14 protein-coding genes are annotated in these 12,803 nt (G+C 67.9%); 9 read left to right on the top strand and 5 right to left on the bottom strand.

The window, feature by feature from the left end; all coding sequences use genetic code 11:
* The first annotated feature begins 32 nt into the window (after positions 1-32).
* Entirely contained in the window at positions 33-1,136 is a 1,104-nt protein-coding gene (locus tag PotMrB4_RS20995; protein WP_044411516.1) for a hypothetical protein, read from the top strand.
* Between the two features lie 82 nt (positions 1,137-1,218).
* On the opposite strand, the gene PotMrB4_RS20990 is transcribed toward PotMrB4_RS20995, so the two are convergent.
* On the bottom strand, positions 1,219-2,826 hold the full coding sequence (locus tag PotMrB4_RS20990) for a methyl-accepting chemotaxis protein (protein ID WP_074971850.1): 1,608 nt from the start codon (positions 2,824-2,826) through the stop codon (positions 1,219-1,221).
* 124 nt (positions 2,827-2,950) lie between these two features.
* On the opposite strand from PotMrB4_RS20990, the gene arfB reads away from it, so the two are divergent.
* Positions 2,951-3,364, top strand: coding sequence for an alternative ribosome rescue aminoacyl-tRNA hydrolase ArfB (arfB, locus tag PotMrB4_RS20985; protein WP_044411522.1), 414 nt, complete (start codon positions 2,951-2,953; stop codon positions 3,362-3,364).
* Between the two features lie 40 nt (positions 3,365-3,404).
* Here the strand turns inward: arfB and PotMrB4_RS20980 are convergent, their stop codons facing one another.
* Genes PotMrB4_RS20980 through phhA form a run of 3 tightly spaced genes read right to left on the bottom strand, consistent with a single transcriptional unit; the run spans position 3,405 to position 5,842 of the window.
* Entirely contained in the window at positions 3,405-4,598 is a 1,194-nt protein-coding gene (locus PotMrB4_RS20980; RefSeq protein WP_172434391.1) for an amino acid aminotransferase, read from the bottom strand.
* Positions 4,595-4,951 carry a 4a-hydroxytetrahydrobiopterin dehydratase gene (locus PotMrB4_RS20975; RefSeq protein WP_044411526.1) on the bottom strand — a complete coding sequence of 119 codons (357 nt, stop codon included), beginning with the start codon at positions 4,949-4,951 and terminating at the stop codon, positions 4,595-4,597. The genes PotMrB4_RS20980 and PotMrB4_RS20975 overlap by 4 nt, the downstream gene beginning before the upstream one ends.
* 60 nt (positions 4,952-5,011) lie before the next feature.
* Positions 5,012-5,842 carry a phenylalanine 4-monooxygenase gene (gene phhA, locus PotMrB4_RS20970; protein WP_309042769.1) on the bottom strand — a complete coding sequence of 277 codons (831 nt, stop codon included), beginning with the start codon at positions 5,840-5,842 and terminating at the stop codon, positions 5,012-5,014.
* Between the two features lie 356 nt (positions 5,843-6,198).
* Between phhA and PotMrB4_RS20965 the strand changes: the two genes are divergently transcribed.
* Positions 6,199-7,758, top strand: coding sequence for a sigma-54-dependent transcriptional regulator (locus PotMrB4_RS20965; RefSeq protein WP_172434390.1), 1,560 nt, complete (start codon positions 6,199-6,201; stop codon positions 7,756-7,758).
* 234 nt (positions 7,759-7,992) lie between these two features.
* Here PotMrB4_RS20965 and PotMrB4_RS20960 read toward each other — a convergent pair whose 3' ends face one another.
* Positions 7,993-8,703: an XRE family transcriptional regulator gene (locus tag PotMrB4_RS20960; RefSeq protein WP_172434389.1), complete on the bottom strand. Its 711-nt coding sequence runs from the start codon at positions 8,701-8,703 to the stop codon at positions 7,993-7,995.
* Positions 8,704-8,850: 147 nt separating this feature from the next.
* On the opposite strand from PotMrB4_RS20960, the gene PotMrB4_RS20955 reads away from it, so the two are divergent.
* The 6 genes from PotMrB4_RS20955 to PotMrB4_RS20930 all read left to right on the top strand — a co-directional run bounded on the left by PotMrB4_RS20955 (position 8,851) and on the right by PotMrB4_RS20930 (position 12,803).
* Positions 8,851-9,381, top strand: a complete 531-nt coding sequence (locus tag PotMrB4_RS20955; RefSeq protein ID WP_044411537.1) for a hypothetical protein — start codon at positions 8,851-8,853, stop codon at positions 9,379-9,381.
* 160 nt (positions 9,382-9,541) lie between these two features.
* A complete protein-coding gene (locus PotMrB4_RS20950; RefSeq protein ID WP_044411540.1) occupies positions 9,542-9,916 on the top strand; it encodes a putative holin in 375 nt (124 codons plus the stop codon).
* Positions 9,909-10,184 (top strand): phage holin family protein, encoded by a 276-nt coding sequence (locus PotMrB4_RS20945; RefSeq protein WP_044411543.1) that lies wholly within the window; start codon positions 9,909-9,911, stop codon positions 10,182-10,184. Before PotMrB4_RS20950 ends, PotMrB4_RS20945 begins: the two co-directional genes overlap by 8 nt.
* Before the next feature lie 90 nt (positions 10,185-10,274).
* On the top strand, positions 10,275-10,808 hold the full coding sequence (locus tag PotMrB4_RS20940; protein ID WP_182850739.1) for a phage neck terminator protein: 534 nt from the start codon (positions 10,275-10,277) through the stop codon (positions 10,806-10,808).
* 1 nt (position 10,809) lies between these two features.
* Positions 10,810-12,309 carry a DUF3383 domain-containing protein gene (locus PotMrB4_RS20935; RefSeq protein ID WP_172434388.1) on the top strand — a complete coding sequence of 500 codons (1,500 nt, stop codon included), beginning with the start codon at positions 10,810-10,812 and terminating at the stop codon, positions 12,307-12,309.
* A 62-nt stretch (positions 12,310-12,371) separates the two neighbouring features.
* Positions 12,372-12,803, top strand: a complete 432-nt coding sequence (locus tag PotMrB4_RS20930) for a phage structural protein (protein WP_044411548.1) — start codon at positions 12,372-12,374, stop codon at positions 12,801-12,803.

The raw sequence follows: 12,803 nt of genomic DNA, 5'->3' as shown, positions 1-12,803 counted from the left end.
CCCTGAGGCGTTGGAATTTTCGGGAGTCAGTCATGAAACTCGTTCTGCACTTCGACGGTTCTGTCGCGATCAATACCCTGCGCCAGGTGCTCCTGGCCGCTGGTGAAAACACCACCGTGCACTACGGGGCCGCCCACGGCCTGGATGCGGGGGCGCTGCTGTCGGTGGTGAGCGCCGCCGGCAGCGACCGCCGCCTGGTGCTCGGTTTCGATGGGGCCCGCGCCGAGACGCGCAACCTCCAGCAGGCGGTGAGCTTCGCCGGCCCGCACACGGCGGTGGAGATCAACGCCGCCCAGGCGGTGAACCCCGCTGCACTGCGCTCGACCCTGGCGGCGGCCGGTGATGGTCGCCAGGTCCGCGCCACCTTCACCGGCGGCCGCGCCAGCGCAGAAGCGCTGCTGGCCGCGCTGGGCGTGGCGGGTGAGCGGGTCGACATCGGCATCGGTGCCGCCCAGTCGCTGGCCCCGGAAGCGCTGCTGGCGGCCCTGGAAGCGGCCGGCGACGGGCGCAACCTCGCCGTGGAGCTCAGCGGCACGCAACCGGCCGCGCACCTGCTGCAGGCGGTCGAGGCGGCCGGGGCGAGCACCGGCATCGTCATCGGTGGTGCCCAGGCCCTGACGGCGGACGAGCTGCGCGACACGCTGGGCGCCGCAGGCAACGGCCGCCACCTGAGCCTGGTGTTCAACGGCGCGCAGGCCGGCGAGACCGACCTGGCGAGCGTGGTGGCGGGCGCCGGCACCAACACCCTGGTGCGGGTGAACACTGCCGAGTCCCTGGACAGTGCCAGCCTGCTGGCCTGCATCGGTGCCACCGGCAACACCCGCCAGCTGTCGGTGGAATTCAACGGCGCCCTGCAGGCGGAAGTGAACCTGGCCCTGGCGCTGGAAGCGGCCGGGGTGAGCACCGCCGTGGCGGTGAACACGGCCCAGGAGGTGGCCGAGCCCAGCCTGCTGGCCGCCTTCGAGGTGGCGGGCGACCAGAAGCGCTTCGACGCCGCGTTCAACGGCGCACAGCTGACGCCGGAAGCCCTGCAGCGTTACGCCGGGGCCGCCGGCCAGCAGGTGACCCTGAGCATCGGCGGCGCCCATGCGCTGCCGCTGCCAGCGTTGCTGGAGGCCGTTCGCCTGGCAGCCTGACCGCTGGCTTGGCCGCACCACGAAGCCGCCTTGCCCTGATGGGCAAGGCGGCTTTTTTGTGGGCGGGCAGGGGAGGGGCTGGCTAGACCTGGAAGCGCGACACCGAGGACTGCATGGCGGCGGCCACCTGGTCCAGGCGCTGGGCGGCTGCGGCCAGTTCGTGCATGGCCTCGGTGTTGCTGCGGGACATGTGGGCGATGAGTTCGACCCGCTGGGCCACTTCGCTGCTGGCCTTGGACTGCTCGCCGATGGTGTGGGAGATCTCGTCCACCACTTCGGCGGCCTTGTGGGCACCCTCGCGGATCTCGCTGATGGAGCTGCCGGCCTGGGTGGCGAGGGTGACGCCGTCCTGCACGCGGGTGACGCCGGTCTGCATGCTGTTCACCGCCTGGTCGGTGCTTTCGCGGATGCGCGCGATCATGCCGGTGATCTCCTGGGTGGACTGGGCAGTGCGCGCCGCGAGGTTGCGCACCTCGTCGGCGACCACGGCGAAGCCACGCCCGGCCTCGCCGGCACGGGCCGCTTCGATGGCGGCGTTGAGGGCCAGCAGGTTGGTCTGCTCGGCGATGCTCTTGATCACCTGGATGATGGAGTGGATCTCTTCGGACGAGCGGCCCAGGGCGGTGATGGTGTTGGAGGAGCTGTTCACCGCCTCGGCGATGCGGTTCATGCCGTCCACCACGCCGAGGATGACCTGCCCGCCACTGCTGGCCAGGCCTTCGGAATGGGCGGAAATGCCTTGGGCGTTGCGCGCGTGGTCGGCGATCTGGGCGATGTTGGTGATCATCTGCTCCATGGCGGCGGCCATGCTGGCGGCGCTCTCGGCCTGCTGGTTGGCGCCGTCGACGATGCCCCGTGAGGTGTCGCTGAGGGTGGTGGCGGTGCCGCGCAGCTCTTCGCTCTCCAGGCGGATGCTGGCGATCATCTCGCGCAGGCTGTTCTGCATCTGGGCCAGTGCTTCCATCAGCTGGCCGGCCTCGTCGCGGCTTTCCACCTGGATGCTGTTGCGCAGGTTGCCCTGGGCGATGGCACGGGCCACGTCGATGGTCTTCTTCAACGGGCGCATGATGGCGCTCATCAACTGTGCGGTGGCGAGGCAGAGCACGACGCAGACCAGCACCAGCCCGCCCAGCAGCCACCAGGCGGCGCTGTGTACGGCGTCGCTGGCAGTCTGGCGGGCCTCGTCGGCGCGGGTTTCGATCAGGGTGCTGAGCTTCTCGTTGCGCTCCTCCAGCTCGCTGAAAATGCGCTGGAAGTCGCTCAGCTGCGCGCGGCTCGCCTGGGGATCGCGCAGGGCGTCGTCCACCAGCTTGCCGGCTGCTGCGATGTAGGTGTCGATCAGCGGGCGCAGGTCGCGGATGGACTGGCTGAGCTCGGGACTCAGCGGCAGCTTGGCGTTCTCGTCCATGACCTTGCGGAACCACTGGCTATGCTCGCTGAAGTCGTTGCGCACCTGGCTGGCGGCGGCGTTGTCGCCCGGGGCGGCGACGAAGGCGGCGAGCACGTCGGCGCGCAGGGCGTCGTGCATCATGTCGCCTTCCATGTGGTTGCGCAGGGCCGTGACGCTCAGTTGGTTCTCGGCCAGTGCATCGGCGAGGCGGTTCTGCCCGAGCAGGCCGATGCCCCCCAGCAGTGCGGCGGCGAGCACGCTGATGACGCCCGATGCCACCAGTTTCTGACGGATGTTCATCCCCTTGGCCTCCCTTGCGAAGCGGATCGTTGGCTAAGCGTAGTTCAGTGTTGGCGGGCCAGCGTGCTCGCATCAGGGCCTTTGCGCGGCGTATTCTGGGCGCCCTTTTTCGCGGGTCGTCGTCATGCTGCAGATTTCCTCCAACGTCCAGATCCCCGACGACGAGATCGAGCTGACCGCCATCCGCGCCCAGGGCGCCGGTGGGCAGAACGTCAACAAGGTCTCCAGTGCGGTGCACCTGCGCTTCGACAGCCAGGCCTCGTCGTTGCCGCCGTTCTACAAGGAGCGCCTGCTGGCGCTGCGGGATGCGCGCATCACGGCCGATGGGGTGGTGGTGATCAAGGCCCAGCAGTACCGGACCCAGGAACAGAATCGTGCCGATGCGCTGGAGCGTCTGGCGACACTGATTCGCGAGGCGGCGGTGGTGCAGAAGAAGCGCCGGCCGACGCGGCCCACCCTCGGCTCCAAGACCCGTCGCCTCGACGGCAAGAGCAAGCGCGGGGCGATCAAGGCCGGGCGCGGCAAGGTGGATTACTGAGCCGACCGGGCGACCCCGGGCAGGGGCCGCCTCGGTGCGTTCAGCAGACCTTGGCGATGGCGGCGGCGAGGTCGCCGATGCGGCTGAAGTCCAGCCCGGCGATGTTGGCGCGGCCGGTGCCCACCATGTAGATGCTGAACTCGCTGCGCAGTCGCGCCACCTGCTCCGGCGACAGGCCGGTGTAGGAGAACATGCCGCGCTGCACGCCGATGTGGGCGAAGCGCTCGGCCAGGCCGTAGGGCTGCAGGGCTTCCACCAGGCCCCGGCGCAGGTCGGCGACGCGGCGGCGCATGCCCTCCAGCTCGGTGATCCATTCGGCTTTCAGCTTGGCGTCCTCGAGGATGGTGGCGACCACGGCGGCGCCGTGGGCGGGCGGGGTGGACCACAGGTTGCGCGCGTGGAAGGCCAGTTGGCTGCGGACGTCGGCGAGCTTCTCGGCATCTTCGGCGCAGACGATGAGGGCACCGGTGCGTTCGCGGTAGAGGCCGAAGTTCTTCGAGCAGGAGCTGGTGACCAGCACCTCCGGCAGGTTTTCGGCGAACAGGCGCACGGCCCAGGCGTCGTCGTCCAGACCATCGCCGAAGCCCTGGTAGGCGAAGTCGATCAGCGGCAGCAGTTCGCGGCGCTTCACCACCTCCAGCACCCGTTGCCAGTCGGCCTGGGCCAGGTCGAAGCCGGTGGGGTTGTGGCAGCAGGCGTGCAGCAGCACCACGTCGCCGACGGGAATGCGCTCGAAGGCTGCCAGCAGGCCTTCGACGTCGAGGCGGTTGGCGGCGTCCACGTAGGGGTAGTGGCTGATCGCGACGCTGACGGCGTTGAAGATGGTTTCGTGGATCGGCCAGGTCGGGTCGCTCAGCCAGACGCCACGGCCCGGCAGGTTGCGAGCGATGAACTCGGCGGCCAGGCGCAGGGCGCCGGTGCCACCCGGGGCCTGGGTGGTGCCGGCGCGACCGGCGCGCTGCACGGGGTTGCCGATGCCCAGCACCAGGTCCTGCAGCAGGCGGCCGAAGGCGGCGTCACCGTGGCCACCGACATAGGTCTTGGTGGTTTCCAGCTCCAGCAGGCGCTGCTCGGCGTGCTTCACGGCGTGGGGAATGGGGGTGAGGCCGCGGGCGTCCTTGTAGACGCCGACGCCCAGGTCGAGCTTGTTGGGGTGGGTGTCCTGGCGGAAGGCGTCCATCAACCCGAGGATGGGGTCGCCCGGCACCCGGCCCACGGCGGCGAAGTGGCTCATTTGCGGCCCTCGGCGGTTTCGGCGATGCGGTCGGTGCGCGCGGCCATGATGAAGTCGTTGCGGTGCAGGCCCTTGGCTTCGTGGCTCCACCAGGTGACGGTGACCTTGCCCCACTCGGTGAGCAGGCCCGGGTGGTGGCCTTCTTCCTCGGCGGCGGCGCCGACGGCGTTGGTGAAGGCCAGGGCGTGGCGGAAGGTGCGGAACAGGAAGACCTTCTCCAGTTGCATGATTCCGTCGCGGACTTCGATGTTCCAGTCCGGGATCTCCTTGATCAGCGTGGCCAGTTCGTCGTCGGAAACCAGCGGGGCGCCAGCGCGGCAGGCTTCGCAGTGGGCTTGGGACAAGGCGGTCATGGGGTTCTCCGTTGTTCGTTCGGCCGGCGTGGCTCGCCGGCTCCTTGAGTCTGGTTCGGTTCAGGCCGCCTTGGGCGGGAATTTCGGCGCGTGCAGGCCGAGGGCCATGGCCTGGTGGACCAGGGCCATGATGTCCTCGTGGGCCAGCTCGAACAGGCGCTTCAGCTCCGGCAGCACGAAGTACAGGGGTTGCAGGATATCGATCCGGTACGGCGTGCGCATCGCTTCCAGCGGGTCGAAGGCCTGGTGCTCGGGCTCGCTGGACAGCGAGTAGACCGTCTCCTTGGGCGAGGAGAGGATGCCGCCGCCGTAGATGCGGCGGCCCTGGGGCGTGTCCACCAGGCCGAACTCGATGGTCATCCAGTAGAGGCGGGCGAGGTACACGCGCTCTTCCTTGGTGGCCTTGAGGCCGAGCTTGCCGTAGGTGTGGGTGAACTCGGCGAACCAGGGATTGGTGAGCAGGGGGCAGTGGCCGAAGATCTCGTGGAAGATGTCGGGCTCCTGCAGGTAGTCCAGCTCCTCCGGGGTGCGGATGAAGGTGGCCACGGGGAACTGCTGGCTGGCCAGCAGCTCGAAGAACGTCTGGAAGGGGATCAGCGCCGGGACGCGGGCAACGCGCCAGCCGGTGGCGGCCTGGAGCACGCGGTTGATCTCGTCGAGCTGGGGGATGCGGTCGTGGGGCAGAGCGAGGCGTTCGATGCCGTCCAGGTAGTCCTGGCAGGCGCGCCCTTCGATCACCTTGAGCTGGCGGGTGATGAGGGTGTTCCAGACGGCGTGCTCGCTGTCCGGGTAATGGATGAAGCCGCTGTCGTCCGGCTCGCGGGCCACGTAGTGGGTGGTTTTCATTCGGCCTCCCAGGGCGCGACGTTGTTGTTGTGTTGACCCAGGGATACCGCGTTTCGGTGGGCTGGGGCGGTGCAGGAGGTCGGGCTGGATGGGGAGGCGGGGGTGTGTTTCGTAACGAATTCTTTACGATTTTGCCGGTGGCCGGTGTTTCGGCCTTGCTGGTGCGTCGAAGCGTCACATATTCTTGACGGAAAAATCGGGCAGGACGCTGATTTTCCCGGCGCTGCCCCTGGTGTGCGCCTCTAAAAACGTAGGCGAGGCAGTCAGCGCAAGGCAAAAACAGGCGAAAAAGCGCAGTTTACGTGGTGTGAATGAGCACTTTGAGTCGGTTTTTAACGCAGCGATGACAACGCAGGTAGTTTTTGGAGGTGCACTGACAAGAGCCCGTTTCGGGGTGCCGCATGCGCATCAAAGTCCATTGCCAGAACCGCGTAGGGATCCTGCGCGACATCCTCAACCTGCTCGTCGACTACGGCATCAACGTCAACCGTGGCGAAGTGGGCGGGGACCAGGGCAACGCCATCTACCTGCTGTGCCCCAACCTCATCAATCTGCAACTGCAATCCCTGCGGCCGAAGCTGGAGGCCATCCCCGGCGTATTCGGCGTGAAGCGCGTGGGGCTTATGCCCAGCGAACGCCGTCACCTGGAGCTGAACGCCCTGCTGGGGGCCTTGGAGTTCCCGGTGCTGTCGGTGGACATGGGCGGCTCCATCGTCGCCGCCAACCGCGCGGCGGCGCAGTTGCTGGGTGTGCGGGTGGACGAGGTGCCGGGCATCCCGCTGTCGCGCTACGTGGAGGACTTCGACCTGCCGGAGGTGGTGCGGGCCAACAAGGCGCGGGTGAACGGCTTGCGCATCAAGGTGCGCGGCGACGTGTTCCTGGCCGACATCGCGCCGCTGCAATCCGAGCACGACGAGAGCGAGGCCCTGGCCGGCGCGGTGCTGACCCTGCACCGCGCCGACCGGGTGGGGGAGCGCATCTACAACGTGCGCAAGCACGAACTGCGCGGCTTCGACAGCATCTTCCAGAGTTCGCGGGTGATGGCGGCGGTAGTGCGCGAGGCGCGGCGCATGGCGCCGCTGGACGCGCCGCTGCTGATCGAGGGCGAGACCGGCACCGGCAAGGAGCTGCTAGCCCGTGCCTGCCACCTGGCGAGCCCACGCGGGCAGTCGCCGTTCATGGCGCTGAATTGCGCCGGGCTGCCGGAATCCATGGCCGAGACGGAGCTGTTCGGCTACGGCCCCGGGGCCTTCGAGGGCGCCCGGCCGGAGGGCAAGCTGGGGCTGCTGGAGCTGACGGCCGGCGGCACGCTGTTCCTCGATGGTGTGGGGGAGATGAGCCCGCGCCTGCAGGCCAAGCTGCTGCGCTTCCTGCAGGACGGCTGCTTCCGCCGGGTGGGCAGCGACGAGGAGGTGTACCTGGACGTGCGGGTGATCTGCGCCACCCAGGTGGACCTGTCGGAGCTGTGCGCGCGGGGCGAGTTCCGCCAGGACCTCTATCACCGCCTCAACGTGCTGTCCCTGCACATCCCGCCGCTGCGCGAATGCCTGGATGGGCTGGGGCCGCTGGTGGAGCACTTCCTCGACTCGGCCAGCCGGCAGATCGGCTGTCCGTTGCCGACCCTGGCGCCCCAGGCGCTGGAGCGGCTGTCGCGCTACCACTGGCCGGGCAACGTGCGGCAGCTGGAGAACGTGCTGTTCCAGGCCGTCTCCCTGTGCGAAGGCGGCCAGGTGCGTGCCGAGCACATCCGCCTGCCAGACTACGGCGCGCCACAGCCCCTTGGGGACTTCTCCCTGGAAGGCGGGCTGGAGGCCATCGTCGGGCGCTTCGAGCGGGCGGTGTTGGAGCGGCTGTTCGCCGACCACCCCAGCAGCCGGCAACTGGGCAAGCGCCTGGGGGTGTCGCACACCACCATCGCCAACAAGCTGCGGCAGTACGGATTGGGTCGGGAAGAGACCTGAGCCGGCAGGCCGCTGGGGTTCCAGGCGGGGCAGCACAGGGCGTGTTCAACGGCCTGTTAGACCTTGGTGCAATGGTTGGGCCGGCGCTCGGGGGGTACAAAGGACGCGTCTGAATCTTGCGTGATCGGACACAAGCGTTTCTAGCATTCCCATCCCGGAATGAATTGGGCGGGCGACCAGATGGTCGCCCATTTTTTTGCCTGTGTTCCGGAGGTCGCGCGGTGCCAGCGCTGCCTAGAGCATCACCGAATACCAGAACACCCGGCCAATGACGTTGATGTGCTCGGCCACTTCGGTGGCCTCGTAGCGCTCGTCGGGGTGTTCGTCGCTGTTGAAGCTGCGGATGCGCAGCCCGCCGCCAGGGAGGCGGTAGAGCAGCTTCACCCGCAGTTGCCCGTCGTGGTCGAAGGCGTACATGTCGCCGTCCTTGATGGTGCGCGAGCTGGTGTCCACGCCCACCGTGCTGCCGTCGGGCAGGACCGGTTCCATGCTGTTGCCGTTCACCGTCACGCAGGCCGCGCTGGCCGCGTCGATGTTCTTCTTGCGCAGCGAGTACTTGCCGAAGCGCAGCTTGCGCCCGGTGGTCTGCAGCACCACGGTGCTGCCCTTGCCGCCGGACAGTTCCACTTCCTTGTAGAAGGGCAGTTCGACCTCATCGGGGTCCAGCGGGGTGTCGTCGTCCCAGGACTCCACGGCGCCGGCCCAGTTGGCGTTCGCGCCGGACGGCGGCATGCGGGTGTCGAGCATGCCGCCGTGGCCTTCGGCGAGCCAGCGCGGGCTGACGCCGCAGACGGTGGCGATCTGCGTGGCAAAACTGGTCGCGCGCGACTTGCCACGCTCCAGATCGGAGATGGAGGCCTGGGTCATGCCAGTCGCCTGGGCGAGCTGGACCTGGCTGAGGTTGGCGTGCTTTCGCGCCGCCCGGATTCGGTCTTTGAGTTCCATGGGGCAGCAGATTAACGGTGCGCCTATTTCATTGCAAGCACCTATATATAGGTATTATTATATACGCCTGTGCTGCCCCGTTGCCGTGAACCGGTCGACGGGGCTTTTGTTTAGCCCCGTCACGGGGCATGGAAAAGGAGACAGCCCATGTTTAACAGCACCGAACAGGCCCTGGCCGTAGCGTATTGGATGGCTGAACACCGGGTGGGGCCGAAGTCGTCCACGGCGATGGCGATCGATGTGCTGCGCGAGCGTTTCGACACCCAGTTCGTCGAGCGCCTGCCCAGCGGCCTGAGCCCCCACGAATGGCAGGCCCAGGCCACCATGACGATCCGTTTCGCCCAGCGCCTGCTGGCCGACCACCCCCTCGAACTGGCCGTGGTTCAGGCCGAATACGCCCACGGGCGCGACTTCGTGCTGGCCATGGCGGCCCTGCGTGACTGGCTCAAGCCGCAGGCCGATTCGGCCGAGCAGCGTGCCGCCCTGGCACTGCTGATGCGCATGTTCCGCCGCCCGCCCCACAGCATCCGCGAGATCGAGCGCCTGACCGGCCTGTCCAAGAGCACCCTGCACCGCTGGGACCAGGATTGGCGCGCGCGCGTGGCCCTGAAACTGCGCGAGGCCCTGGCGCGCCTGGAGGCGCCGATGAGCCGTGCGGGGATTGTCGTGGCGCATTGAAAATATTTCTGAAAAACAGTTTCTCCCATATTGACCTGTTGGGACGATAAAGGTAACCTAGCTCCAAGATCGAAATCAGACCATCAAGAGCCCGCCCACCAGCGGGCTCTTTCGTTTCCGGGCCCGGTCGATCATCGGGCCCTCTTCAAGGAGTCCCATCATGACCGAGCCCAGTGTCGCTGCGGCAATGGCAGGGGGGATGACCGGCGCGGGGTTGGCGATCCTGATCCCCAGCATCGATGGCAACGCGCTGATCGGAGGATTCGGCGGTGCCATCTTCTTCGTGGTGTTCGCCCGTGACTACAAGCCCCTGACCCGCGCCGGCTATCTGCTGGTGTCCTGGGTGGGGGGCTACTACGCCGCCGTCGAGGCGGTCAGTCGCGGGCTGGCCCAGACCAGCGGGGTGGTGGCCTTCGTGGCCGCCACCCTCTGTGTCACCGGGGGGATCGGGATGCTCGAATGGATGCGCGGCGGGCAGTTGCCCAACTGGCTGCGCACCTTGTTGCGCCGAGGCGCGGGAGGCCGCAATGGATGACCCGTTGGCCACCGCGACCCTCTTCGTCTGTTCGGCCATCTGCCTGCGGCTGATCACTTACCGGCGGCGCGGTTCGCGCTTCCGCCCCGGTGTTTCGCTCTGCGCCTACCTGATGGCGCTGTGCACCGGCAGCCAGGCCCTGAGCATCGCGGTCGGCCGCTACCCCGTGGGGCAGCTGTCGCCGTGGATGCTGGGGGTGTTGCTGATCCTGCTGGTCCTGGTCTTCAGGGCCCGCGGCAACCTCGCCCGCATCCTGCGCCTGGGCTGACGCCCGGCGCCTACCCGTTCCATCCCCGGCCTGGCCGGGCGGCCTCGGTCGCCCGCGCTGGGTCGTGCCCTGCATATGAAGGAGAACACCATGAGCATCACCGCCACGCGGCTGGATGTGGCGGCCCTGCGCGAAGCGCTGCGCAGCCTGCTGGAGCTGCCGGCCGGGGCGCTGGTGGCCGCCGACCAGGCCGCTGCGCCGCCGGCGGGCCTGTACGCCAGCCTGCGCGAGCAGCAGTCCGCCGAGGTGGGCGTGTCCCGCCGCGAGTTCAACGGCAATGGCGAGCGGGAAACCGTCGTCACCGCCTGTGAAACCACCTTCCACCTCATCACCCATGGCCCCGGGGCGCTGGATCTGGCGCACGACGCGCGCTCGATCCTGCAGTCCAGCCGGGCCCTGGACAGCTTGCGCCGGCTGGGCGTTGCCCTGCCGCGCATGAAACCCATCGACAACCTGTCCGCCGTCGAGGCGGGCGTGGCCAAGGAGCAGGCCCGTCTGGAACTGGTCCTCGCCCATGGCCACCAGGTGGTCCTGGAACAGAAACGCATCGCTTCCTCGGTGGTGACCGCCCACACCGATACGGGCCTCACCGCCACCCTTACAGTGAATCCAACGGAGACCTGATATGTCCCTTCCGCTTTCGCAGATCGTCAACGTACAACTCAACGTTCAACCGGTGGCCAGCCCGCGCCGTGACTTCGGCCAGCTCGCCCTGTTCACCCCCGAGGCCGGCAACGTCTTCACCGACGCCGCCACCCTCTACATCAGCTGCGCCAGCCAGGCCGAGGTGGAAGCCGCCTTCGGCAGCACCTCCCAGACCGCCCTGGCCGCCAGCGCCTTCTTCGCCCAGAGCCCGCGACCCAAGCAACTGCTGGTGGCGCGCTGGCTGAAGAACACCCGCAACGTGCCGGCGGTGAAGGCCGCCCTCAACGGCACGCCGCTGGTGGCCACCCTGGACCAGCTCAAGGCCATCAGCGCCGGCCAGTTCTCGGTGACCGTGGACGGCGTCCGCCAGGACGTCACTGGCCTGAACTTCAGCGCCGCCAGCGACCTGCCGGCCATCGCCGCGCTGATCGACGCCAAGCTCACCGCCCAGGCCGTCAGCTGCCGTTACGACGCCGTGGCCAACCGCTTCATCCTCGAAGCCGACGTCGCCGGCCAGGCCAAGTCCGTCGGTTTCGTTCAGGACCTGGGCGCCACCGGCACCTACCTGGGTGGCCTGCTGCGCCTGGAGAACGGCATGGCGCAGAAGGTCGTCGGCCGCGATGCCCTGGTGCTGGCTGCGCAGACCCTGCCCGAGGCCTTCACCGCGCTGCTGGAGGTCAACTCCGGCTGGTACGCCGCCACCGTCGCCGCGTCCCTGACCGACGACGAGATCGAACAGGCGGCCGCCTGGGTGCTGGCTGCGGACAAGAAGGTCTTCGGCGTCACCACCCAGAACCCCAGCCACCTGGAGAACGTGCCGAGCAACCCGTTCAAGCGCTTGAAGGATCGCCAGAGCTACCGCACCGTCGCGGTCTACGACAAGAACGACCCCTACGCCGTGGCCAGCTGGCTGGCGCGTGCGCTGTCGGTGAACTTCGCCGCCAACAACTCCACCCTGACCATGAAGTTCAAGCAGCTGCCGGGCATCAGCGCCGACAACCTGACCCTCACCGAAGCGGACAAGTGCCGGAAGCTGGGCCTGAACTTCTACACCTACTTCGACGAGTCGGCGATGGTCGCCGAGGGCACCGTGATCGGTGGCCGTTTCTTCGACGAAGTACACATCCTCGACTGGTACGTCGACGCGGTGCAGAAGGAGGTCTTCGCCACCCTCTACCGCTCCTCGAGCAAGGTGCCGCTGACCGACGCCGGTGTGGCGCGCCTGCTGGCCGCCGTGCGCAAGGTCTGCCGCGAGGGCGTGAACAACGGTGCCTTCGCCCCCGGTGTATGGAACGGCGACCCCTTCGGCAACCTGGTCAGCGGCGAGCGCCTGGACGAGGGCTACTACGTCTGGGCCGACAGCGTCGACAACCTGTCCACCTCCGACCGGGAGCAGCGCAAGGCGCCGCCGATCCAGGTGGCCCTGAAGATGGCCGGCGCCGTTCACTCCGTGGACGTGCTGGTCAACTTCGACCGCTGATCCCGACCCACCCAACGTTTTCCGGCCCCCGCGTGGGGCCTTTCTATTTCCGGAGATTTTCCATGGCTATCTACGACCAGAAACAACTGTCCGTCCTGATCAACGGCTACGAGATCAGCGACTGGGGCGCCGGCGCCGATGTCCTCAAGCTGGCTTTCACCGCCGAATCCGGCTCCATGAAGATCGGCAGCAACGGCACCGGCGTGTTCGTTGCCAACAACGACCGGTCCGCGACCCTCACCCTGAAGCTCAAGCAGCACTCGCGTGACAACAAGTTCCTCAACAGCCTGCGCCTGCTGCAGGAAGGCAACCTCAAGGCCTTCACCCCGCTGACCCTGGAAATGCGCGACCTGCTCAACGAAGACCTGATCAGCGCCACCCGCGGCTACTTCACCAAGCGTCCCGAGGTGACCCGTGGCAGCGAGGCCAACGACACCACCTGGACCATCGTCTTCGAGCGCGCCAACGTGAACCTGGAACAAGGAGTCGCCTGA

This window comes from Metapseudomonas otitidis (assembly GCF_011397855.1).
In the GTDB taxonomy this organism is placed as follows: domain Bacteria; phylum Pseudomonadota; class Gammaproteobacteria; order Pseudomonadales; family Pseudomonadaceae; genus Metapseudomonas; species Metapseudomonas otitidis.
Note: the sequence above shows the minus strand (reverse complement) of the source record. Positions and strands in the feature narration are given on the sequence as shown.

Excerpts from the sequence above, each read along its gene's own strand:
- PotMrB4_RS20975 (WP_044411526.1), bottom strand. The coding sequence starts at position 4,951 with ATGACCGCCTTGTCCCAAGCCCACTGCGAAGCCTGCCGCGCTGGCGCC.
- arfB (WP_044411522.1), top strand. The coding sequence starts at position 2,951 with ATGCTGCAGATTTCCTCCAACGTCCAGATCCCCGACGACGAGATCGAG.
- PotMrB4_RS20930 (WP_044411548.1), top strand. The coding sequence starts at position 12,372 with ATGGCTATCTACGACCAGAAACAACTGTCCGTCCTGATCAACGGCTAC.
- PotMrB4_RS20980 (WP_172434391.1), bottom strand. The coding sequence starts at position 4,598 with ATGAGCCACTTCGCCGCCGTGGGCCGGGTGCCGGGCGACCCCATCCTC.
- PotMrB4_RS20965 (WP_172434390.1), top strand. The coding sequence starts at position 6,199 with ATGCGCATCAAAGTCCATTGCCAGAACCGCGTAGGGATCCTGCGCGAC.
- PotMrB4_RS20950 (WP_044411540.1), top strand. The coding sequence starts at position 9,542 with ATGACCGAGCCCAGTGTCGCTGCGGCAATGGCAGGGGGGATGACCGGC.
- PotMrB4_RS20935 (WP_172434388.1), top strand. The coding sequence starts at position 10,810 with ATGTCCCTTCCGCTTTCGCAGATCGTCAACGTACAACTCAACGTTCAA.
- PotMrB4_RS20990 (WP_074971850.1), bottom strand. The coding sequence starts at position 2,826 with ATGAACATCCGTCAGAAACTGGTGGCATCGGGCGTCATCAGCGTGCTC.
- PotMrB4_RS20940 (WP_182850739.1), top strand. The coding sequence starts at position 10,275 with ATGAGCATCACCGCCACGCGGCTGGATGTGGCGGCCCTGCGCGAAGCG.
- PotMrB4_RS20995 (WP_044411516.1), top strand. The coding sequence starts at position 33 with ATGAAACTCGTTCTGCACTTCGACGGTTCTGTCGCGATCAATACCCTG.
- PotMrB4_RS20955 (WP_044411537.1), top strand. The coding sequence starts at position 8,851 with ATGTTTAACAGCACCGAACAGGCCCTGGCCGTAGCGTATTGGATGGCT.
- PotMrB4_RS20945 (WP_044411543.1), top strand. The coding sequence starts at position 9,909 with ATGGATGACCCGTTGGCCACCGCGACCCTCTTCGTCTGTTCGGCCATC.
- PotMrB4_RS20960 (WP_172434389.1), bottom strand. The coding sequence starts at position 8,703 with ATGGAACTCAAAGACCGAATCCGGGCGGCGCGAAAGCACGCCAACCTC.